A 6,645-nucleotide genomic window follows, 5' to 3' on the forward strand; every position below is an offset into this window, starting at 1 on the left:
GAGGGCCCCCGGGCCCTCTTTCTTAAATTCTGCGTTGTGGGTTTCTCCCTGTCTTCTGCACCGCAGAAGGCATTGAGAAACTCACAATGCCAGATAAGAGAGATCATCATGACTTATGCATCCCCGGCTCTTCGTCGTAAACCACAGGAAGTATCTGAACACTTTATTAAACTCGTTCATGCTCGAATTGCTGAAGTGTCTGGCTGGAAGTATATATTCGAAAGAATACCTGCTTTCAAAGACGCTTGTGCAAAAGCCCCGAGCCAGGTTCCTTGCCCGTTTACTGGCGCAGGGAAATCGAAGTTTCGTTTCCGACAAAAAGACCTTTATACCGGATGTGCGATCCATAATGACTTTCCGGTAAATGAGTTTTGCGACGGAATTGATGTTCTGGCGAAATATTATGAATTAAGTAAAACGCAGACTTGCAAAAAGATTCTCTCAGATTTTTTCGGGATGGATCTGCATGCTCCGTTAACTGACGCCGACATTGAAAATGAACGACGCTATAAATCAGCAGTTCGTGCCACAGAAACTCTTGACCGAGAGGAAGTGGCAAAGCGAATGCGAAAACTTGATGTGATGTATCACTATACCGGTGAAATAAAGCCTAATACTCCTGTTGCTTTGTACCTCCGTAATCGTGGGATCTCCCGCTTACTGAGTCACTTACCAAAGGATTTAGGCTTTAATAACCGGATCTACTATTGGGATAAAGATAAGCAGAAATCGATTATCTATCCGGGAATGATTGCAATCTATCGTGACACCCGAGGTCGGCCTCTGACTATCCATAGAACATACGTAGACAAAAACGGTGATAAGGCACCTGTAGAAAATCCAAAGCTGATGATGAAGCCTCCTGCCGATATGACAGGTGGCTCAATTCAGTTGTTTGACCCTCACTATGATTCAGGTAGTTCGACCTGGACACTGGGAGTGGCTGAAGGGATCGAGAATGCGCTTTCTGTTGTAGAAGCGACTTCAACACCATGCTGGGCAGCCAGCTCCGCATGGTGCCTTGAAAACGTTACTGTTCCTGATTTTTTACTGCCTCCGCCGGATGTAAAATATATAAACTTTTATATCTGGGCGGATAAGGATATTGCTAACTCACAAGGCACTCGTGCCGGTATCGAAGCTGCTCAGCGACTTCAAAGCCGCATGGTTGAGTTTTTGGCTAAACGATATCCCGCATCAAAGCTGACAATTGAAGTCTTCGAACCAGCACAAGATATTCCTGATGGGAAAAAGGGTATCGACTGGAACGATGTTCTCCAGTTAACAGGGCAGGATGGATTCCCGATTCACTGGGCTCCTGAATGTCTTAATCAGCTGTAACAACGATAACTCCCCCGCATTTTGCGGGGGGGGTTATCTTATCAATATTATTTTTTAAATTGTATTGATAAGATAACCGCTTTCCTTCGTGATAATTACCTGCCTTTAAGGTCTTTTCACGGCTGAGATGCTTGCTCAGTTAAATAAATGTGCGGTACTACTGGCTATGGTCGGTTGTATGACATGGTTATTCCATAAACTATTAAAACCCATAACGGGAGTATTACCGTTATGGTGATGCTCGTCGTTTTACATCGGAGAGCATTTTAATGAATTTTCAAACTAACGAAGTTTTTAATAAATTTGCTGCTGTTATAAAATCGCGCATCGTCAATGAACCATCGTCATGCTATTTGCTGCATGATAATGAGATAGATATAACGATTTTGAAACATGGCATATTAGAAAATGACAGAAACCTGTTGTACGTAGTTCGTCCTTCAGGAACGTGTTTGTTGCGTTGTGACAAATATTTCTATCCGAAATATTATCTTCGTTGCCGTGGAGATTATAAGTCATTCATATATGTCCATCTTGATCTACATAGTGGTGAAGCTAAAGAAATCACATGGGAGCAAGCAGACGATATGCTGTCTAGTCCAGGAAAACCCCCATTAAAAGGAAATCTTGGACGATTTGAGTATATAAAAGTTGTGGTTGAGGACCTTCGTATTCGAGGTTACGCTGATTATCTTCCTGCGTATAATCTTGATGACCTTCGCCGTTTTGCCTTACAGGACGACCGCCCATCCCTTGTCAGATACATTGACAATGTAATGGCAACGGTCTGATTGGTTGCTAATTGATTTACATATTTTCCCTGATGGCCAACCTGCATCAGGGAGGCCTCAATAACGACTGGAGGCTGTATGAAGTTAGCTACGGACCTGGTAAAAGCTATTTTGATTAGAAATGGTGTTGAACCAGTAAATATAAGCGAATCATCTAAATTATCTTTGAAACAACCACTGACAGAACTTAAATTCAGTTTATATTTGCGAACTGAGCATTTATCTCACTTCCTACCCGGTTATGTTTATTCTATAAAAGAATGTCCACTGTCATATGACATCGGGATCGAAATTCAGAAAATCTTCGAAAGTTTACATTTGTTAAACGAAGAATTTGAATCCCTCGGTTTTGTTTCTGTATGGATAGAAATGCATCAAAGCATTTTTGAACAAAGTCGGTTTAAGAAAAGTAACTTTACTTTTCGGGAGGAAGAGGTCGAGCTTGCTAAAGGGCTTGTTTGTTCTCACAATTCACAAATAAGTAATGCGGCTTATTTCTGGCTTCAGCACTTTGAGGAGTTTATGATTTATGTTCGTAATAAGCTTATCGACCTCTTTCGAGAGGCCTATGACCTGATCCTTGGAATGCAGCAAGTATTTTTCATTCGGGAAAAGGAAGAGCTGTTGAAAACTATAAGTTATGGGGATGACCTGTATGAGGTGAAATTAATGGCGGCTGAGCTTTACTCTATCGAACAGAACTTAAAGTGTTCTGAATCGATAAGTACAAAATCTCAAGCTTCGGCATATATTAACCGCATCCGTGAGTTTGTGCGTTCGGGGTGGAGGCAGGGCTATATAGTCTGCCATCATAAGCGAAGTAATCAAATCTCATCATTGTCATTACCGATGTACTTGAAAGATACGTCAGGCCGAAGTGCTCGAAAGCGAGTAAAACGTCTTATATCTTCTACAGTTTGTGGTAGAAATAAAGATTTAGGTCTTACAGATTTTTAATTAAATTATACCCATGTGGGGATCACACCCCATATGGGAGTGATCCCTTTTTTATTGAGAGAGGATCACATGAAAATTATCGAAAAAATCATTAATGCCTTTTTGGTTGTTCAACATAAAAAAATACAGGTTAAAAACATTACATTTTTAGACAATGGGCAGGGCATGTTCTCTGGTATGTCTTTTGATGCTGATGTTTCACTGGAGTTTATGTATGAATCAGCAAAAGCATATAGTTCTTGTTTCTGTGATATTCCCTTTCCAGGTTTTGAAGATGCAAATCTGGAGGAAATTACGAAATTTCAATTAGATGCTTTGAAGCAAAGAAAGAATCATTCTTTCATTGTTAACCATTTGAGGTTTCCTATAGTTTTAAGGGAAGGGTGCAAAATCGAAAGAGGAGAAGTCTATTCAATTTCGAATTGCACTTATAATAAAGAAAGATTGCAGTATCTTTTTTCTCAGGATATTTACGGTAAGTTGTATAATTCCTTAGAGAAAGAATTAAGCTCGTTTTTCTCATTTATCAATGTTGAGGTGCACGAGTTGTTAAAAGATGCTGTATGCTTTGCATTAAAAATCCTGAATAAGATATCTTTGGATACACCTGAAAGACTTATTAAAGCTTTTAATTATCGTGACTGGTATTGTAGTTACGATGTTGAGCTTTTTAGGAAAGGCTTACCTGGTCATATTCTGGAAGAGCTCATTGCTCCAGATATCTTACTTTCAGACCTTAACGGTTGTAGAAAAATACTTAGAAATGCAAAACGATTTCTAAATGGACATACAAAAACCAATTGTGTTTATATTAAATATGAATGGTGGTTGGGGCCTGTGGATACCTCACACTCAGCTAAGTTGATGTCTGACAAAGAAATTAACAACCGAAGTGACTTGAAGAATTTTTCAAAGGTCTTTTTCAAAGAGTGTTTAAGTTCTGGTAAGTCGGAATATGAAAACCATCTTAGTGAAAAAGAACATGCGCTTCGCTACAATTATTAATTAAAATTATTTTCTCCCATAGGGATTTCTCCCTTTGGGAGAAATCCCTCTATTAAGAGGGTATTTAAATGAATGCGATACAAAAGTTAGTTGAATCTATTCTTGTTAAAATGGGTTTTGTTGGCGCTGTAGTGGAAAATATATATTTGGATTCAAAACCATTTCGGCATATTCGATTTGTGGCTGATATTCCAGTAATATCTTTTCTACCTCATTTGGTGAAATATCTTAAGGGCGCAGACCATCTTTACTGTGGTAACGATGATTTGCATCCTCTTTTCATTTATTTTTCCGAAGCGGCTACATTAAAAGCAGGCCCTGTAAATCTCGCGAACTTTCGTTTTGAAGTTTCTATAGCTTCAACTCATTTACGACTGGTCTCAGAGCAGCCTGATTTGCTTATCAAAGGATTTAACCGGGATAATCTAGAATACGTTTATTACCGCTCAGATTTGGCCTCTAAGGATCTTATACTAGGCCTTGTTGAACACGGTTCTCCTTTCATAAAACATCTACATGGACTTATACAAAAGCGAATTTTAAACGAGTTCTCTCTGATTTTTTCTGTTCTTGAAAAGATTTTAGAAAGCGCGAAGCCACAAATTCTTGCTTGCTTCCATAGTGTTGATTATGAAATGAACGTAAAAATAATAGCCGAAGCTATACCTGAAACTGTATCTAATCAGATAGTCACATCTGATTATATAGTTAATTCTATATCAGATGCGGACAAGTTTATAAATCATGTTCGTCGCTATTTAGCAGGCAGGGTAATGAAGAGGCGGATATACGCTGAATTAGATGTTTGTGAAGAAACATCAAATATTTCACTAGTGAACTTAGGATGCTTTACGTCTCCTCTGCTCGTTACGGAATATCAAATGTTTAAGCCACACTCTTCAGGGTTATATCGAAAAGCTATAAACAACTCCTTAAAACAGTTCAAACCAGAAATGCATGTACCTTCTGAAGAACTCTTTTATAATTAATCTAACCCATCCGGGAACTTGCTTCCCGGTGGGAAGCACTTCCTTTTTAGTCATGAGGTAGTGTAAATGTTTAAAGAATCTGACCACGTGGAATTTGTTAGTGCCTTTCTTTATCAAAATTTAGGCCTTAATGTTCCCGCTGACGATATAACCGTTCAATTATCTGATACTTCGTTCGACAAAGTAACCTTTGATTACGATGTAGATATCGATAATTTAAATTGTATGTTGGATCTCTACATATCTGAACTAATAAAGCACAACGCATCTTACTCCGATTCTATTCTTTTGAAACAAAAAATAATTTATTTTCTTGGAGTATTTAAGAATTTCGGATTTTTTACGTTTGATATTCGCGGATATAGTAATACTTTAAGCCCAGTTAAAGTTATTGATATTGTTTCAATGATTATTAATGACTGTGAAGAGTTATCTAAAGCTAATTCTTCTACTGATGCTATAAGAAATCTTTATCTCGATAAAATGAAGGTGGATGGGAAAGTGTTAGTTGCGAAATTTGCACTTAAACAGTTTTTTCATTCCGACTTTGGTGACTTTATCTCATTTGTCGAGAAAAGAATTACAGATTGTCTTAATGAAACTTTAAGGATTATCAAAGCTGTTGAACATGGCTTTGTACGTGTTGGGCAGCATAAGATTAATCGCCGTATTAATGATGACTTAAAGTTATGCATTGATTTCAATACTGATGATTATCCGGCAAATATGCCAGATATATATATTAAGTTTAACGATACATTTGATGGGAACGGGGCGTTATATTGTGACAATGATGCCCTCATATCCCTCTATACCGATGTTGCTTCAATTATCAATGTGCCGGTGATGATGGAAGTAAGATTGATCAATAAAAGAGGGCGTGTTGTCTGTGATTCTTCGCATTCAACTTACGTATCTCTCGAAAGTAATGACCGATACAGAGTAACTGATCGCACATTACTAATAACTGAAGCTTTTGACGATTTTCGTAACGCGTCTCAATGATCCTTTTGCTTCAGTCCAAAAAAGTAACTTTGGTTGGCTGAAGACACTTGTCTATGACAATGTAAAATCTGTCGCTGGCATCTTCTTTTAGCTTAACCAAACTTTTATCTAACCCAGTGGGGAAGTCGCTTCCCTTCTGGGGCACTTCCTCTCAAATTTGAGGTAGTGTATATGACACATTCATCTGATGATAAAAACTATGTCCGAGCAGTTCTGAGCTATCTTGGCATAGATTTTGATGAGGCGGATATAGTATTAAGTGTTTGCCATTGTCAAAGTGACGAGCTTTCTTTTACCTGTAATATCAAAGCTATTGAACTCAAGAATGCTGTTGATTTATATGTCGATAGTATCTCTGAGAATGAAATAGAAGCTTTAAACAGAGAATCTTTAAAATCTCGACTCTGTTACTTTCTTGAGGTGTTTGACGCAGTCTCTGGTCAGTACCTTGAGATTTCAGGAAAACACTTTGCAACGGCTTTGTTGAATAAATCAGATTTCGGGTAAGTCTCCCCCGTAGCGGGTTGTGTTTTCAGGCAATACGCACGCTTTCAGGC

General features: G+C 38.3%; 7 protein-coding genes. All 7 read left to right on the forward strand.

What is annotated here, in order from left to right; all coding sequences use genetic code 11:
* Positions 1 to 108: 108 nt before the first annotated feature.
* Complete coding sequence (locus ACOT1A_RS23205) at positions 109 to 1,341, forward strand: DUF7146 domain-containing protein (RefSeq protein ID WP_000220379.1); 1,233 nt, start codon at positions 109 to 111, stop codon at positions 1,339 to 1,341.
* A 269-nt stretch (positions 1,342 to 1,610) separates the two neighbouring features.
* A complete protein-coding gene (locus ACOT1A_RS23210) occupies positions 1,611 to 2,132 on the forward strand; it encodes a hypothetical protein (RefSeq protein ID WP_001011130.1) in 522 nt (173 codons plus the stop codon).
* Positions 2,133 to 2,210: 78 nt separating this feature from the next.
* The gene (locus ACOT1A_RS23215; protein WP_000762003.1) at positions 2,211 to 3,089 is read left to right on the forward strand and encodes a hypothetical protein; all 879 of its coding nucleotides are present in this window, start codon (positions 2,211 to 2,213) and stop codon (positions 3,087 to 3,089) included.
* 69 nt (positions 3,090 to 3,158) lie between these two features.
* The gene (locus tag ACOT1A_RS23220) at positions 3,159 to 4,094 is read left to right on the forward strand and encodes a hypothetical protein (RefSeq protein ID WP_000691119.1); all 936 of its coding nucleotides are present in this window, start codon (positions 3,159 to 3,161) and stop codon (positions 4,092 to 4,094) included.
* Positions 4,095 to 4,162: 68 nt separating this feature from the next.
* Positions 4,163 to 5,083, forward strand: a complete 921-nt coding sequence (locus ACOT1A_RS23225) for a hypothetical protein (RefSeq protein ID WP_000991697.1) — start codon at positions 4,163 to 4,165, stop codon at positions 5,081 to 5,083.
* 66 nt (positions 5,084 to 5,149) lie between these two features.
* Positions 5,150 to 6,088: a hypothetical protein gene (locus tag ACOT1A_RS23230; RefSeq protein WP_000472041.1), complete on the forward strand. Its 939-nt coding sequence runs from the start codon at positions 5,150 to 5,152 to the stop codon at positions 6,086 to 6,088.
* 171 nt (positions 6,089 to 6,259) lie between these two features.
* Entirely contained in the window at positions 6,260 to 6,595 is a 336-nt protein-coding gene (locus tag ACOT1A_RS23235; protein WP_421625535.1) for a hypothetical protein, read from the forward strand.
* Positions 6,596 to 6,645: the final 50 nt, after the last annotated feature.

Source organism: Enterobacter cloacae complex sp. SYL003 (genome assembly GCF_049236925.1).
Taxonomy (GTDB): domain Bacteria; phylum Pseudomonadota; class Gammaproteobacteria; order Enterobacterales; family Enterobacteriaceae; genus Enterobacter; species Enterobacter intestinihominis.

Bases quoted from the DNA above. Each gene is read 5' to 3' on its own strand.
- ACOT1A_RS23205 (WP_000220379.1), top strand. From the start codon at position 109: ATGACTTATGCATCCCCGGCTCTTCGTCGTAAACCACAGGAAGTATCT.
- ACOT1A_RS23210 (WP_001011130.1), top strand. From the start codon at position 1,611: ATGAATTTTCAAACTAACGAAGTTTTTAATAAATTTGCTGCTGTTATA.
- ACOT1A_RS23215 (WP_000762003.1), top strand. From the start codon at position 2,211: ATGAAGTTAGCTACGGACCTGGTAAAAGCTATTTTGATTAGAAATGGT.
- ACOT1A_RS23220 (WP_000691119.1), top strand. From the start codon at position 3,159: ATGAAAATTATCGAAAAAATCATTAATGCCTTTTTGGTTGTTCAACAT.
- ACOT1A_RS23225 (WP_000991697.1), top strand. From the start codon at position 4,163: ATGAATGCGATACAAAAGTTAGTTGAATCTATTCTTGTTAAAATGGGT.
- ACOT1A_RS23230 (WP_000472041.1), top strand. From the start codon at position 5,150: ATGTTTAAAGAATCTGACCACGTGGAATTTGTTAGTGCCTTTCTTTAT.
- ACOT1A_RS23235 (WP_421625535.1), top strand. From the start codon at position 6,260: ATGACACATTCATCTGATGATAAAAACTATGTCCGAGCAGTTCTGAGC.